1 protein-coding gene is annotated in these 1,826 nt (G+C 44.1%); it reads left to right on the top strand.

Going from position 1 to position 1,826, the window contains the following annotated elements; all coding sequences use genetic code 11:
• Positions 1-490 precede the first annotated feature (490 nt).
• Positions 491-1,750, top strand: coding sequence for a group II intron reverse transcriptase/maturase (gene ltrA, locus D3H55_RS23535; protein ID WP_119549759.1), 1,260 nt, complete (start codon positions 491-493; stop codon positions 1,748-1,750).
• Positions 1,751-1,826 lie beyond the last annotated feature (76 nt).

Below are 1,826 nucleotides of genomic sequence, written 5' to 3'. Positions count from 1 at the left end.
GTAGCAGTTAGCTTAACGCAAGGGTGTCCATGGCGACGTGGAATCTGAAGGAAGCGAGCGGCAAACCTCCGGTCTGAGGAACACGAACTTCATATGAGGCTATGGTATCGTTGGATGAGTTTGCAAAACAAAACAAAGTCCTTTCTGTCGAAAGCGATACTAAGTAAATGAAGCAGATAGATGGAGGGAAAGATTGTACTCTTACCCAGGGAGGTCTGACTGTTAAGCCGAACACACTCGGTAACCTATTTAGTGATAAATAGCTGAACAGTCAGAAGTCAGCAGAAGTCATAGTACCAATGGTATCTAGAGCCATTGGGAAGGACTGAATCAATTAAGGAGAATCAGCACTTGGCGTACGTGTTGCTTGATGAAGCAGAAACATTATCCTTCCTAATGGAGGAAGTGGTGAATCCACGGGGGACATTAGAAGGGCTGAAAGTAGCACCACACAAGAAGAATGACTGATTCACGCAGGAGCTTGATATCTATGTTGAAACGAATCTTATCATATCAGAATGTTACTAGTGCACTCGAAAGAGTGGAACGAAATAAAGGAAGCCACGGTGTAGATGGGATGAGCGTAAAGAACCTACGACCGCATCTCATGGAACACTGGGGAACCATAAGGAGCGAACTGATAAACGGAACCTATCTTCCCCAACCCGTACGTCGAGTCGAAATCCCAAAACCGAACGGCGGAGTAAGGAAGCTAGGTATCCCCACAGTGATGGATCGTTTCATCCAACAGGCTATTGCGCAAGTACTCAACAAGGAGTTTGACCCCTTGTTCTCTAAACAAAGTTATGGGTTTAGACCGAATAAGCGTGGTCATGACGGAGTCCGACAAGCTAAACGCTATATTAAAGAAGGATATAGATGGGTAGTGGACATCGATTTAGAGAAGTTCTTCGATAAAGTGAATCATGACCGGCTTATGAGAACATTAAGCAACCGGATAAAAGATCCAAAGGTTCTCCAATTAATACGGAGATATCTACAGTCAGGTGTAATGGAAAAAGGACTTGTCAGTCCTAACACAGAGGGAACCCCTCAAGGTGGTCCACTTAGCCCACTCTTGTCAAACATCGTATTGGATGAACTTGATAAGGAGTTGGAGAGGAGGGGATTGCGGTTTGTTCGTTATGCGGATGACTGTAATATCTATGTTCGCTCAAAGAGAGCAGGAGAACGCATTATGGAAAGTATCACCACATTCATTGAGAACAAACTCAAACTCAAAGTGAATCATGAGAAAAGTGCAGTAGACCGCCCATGGAAACGCAAGTTTCTAGGTTTTACTTTCACCTCTCATCGAAAGAAACCAAAGATTCGAATCGCAAAACAAAGTATTCAACGTTTCAAACAGAGAATAAGAGAAATTACTTCGAGGAAATGGTCTATCAGCATGGAAAACAGGTTAGAGAAGCTAAACCGTTACTTGGTTGGCTGGCTGGGGTATTATCAATTAGCCGATACCCCCTCGATTCTAGCCAAGCTAGACCAGTGGATTCGGAGAAGACTGCGAATGATTCGGTGGAAAGAGTGGAAGAAAGTTAAAACAAAACATAGAAACCTAACGAAGTTAGGAATACAAACTAACAAGGCATGGGAGTGGGCAAATACTAGGCTGGGTTACTGGCGTATCGCTAAAAGCCCGATACTAGATAGAGCCCTTGATAACCAATATTGGGTAAGTCAAGGGCTCAAAAGTTTGCTTATAAGGTATCAAACACTACGTTCGACTTAATTGAAACCGCCGTATACCGAACGGTACGTACGGTGGTGTGAGAGGTCGGGGGTTAGTCACCCCCTCCTACTCGATT

Source organism: Bacillus salacetis (assembly GCF_003581585.1).
Lineage (GTDB): Bacteria > Bacillota > Bacilli > Bacillales > Bacillaceae_B > Rossellomorea > Rossellomorea salacetis.
This window is presented reverse-complemented; position numbering and strand designations above follow the sequence as displayed.

Excerpts from the sequence above, each read along its gene's own strand:
- ltrA (WP_119549759.1), top strand. The coding sequence starts at position 491 with ATGTTGAAACGAATCTTATCATATCAGAATGTTACTAGTGCACTCGAA.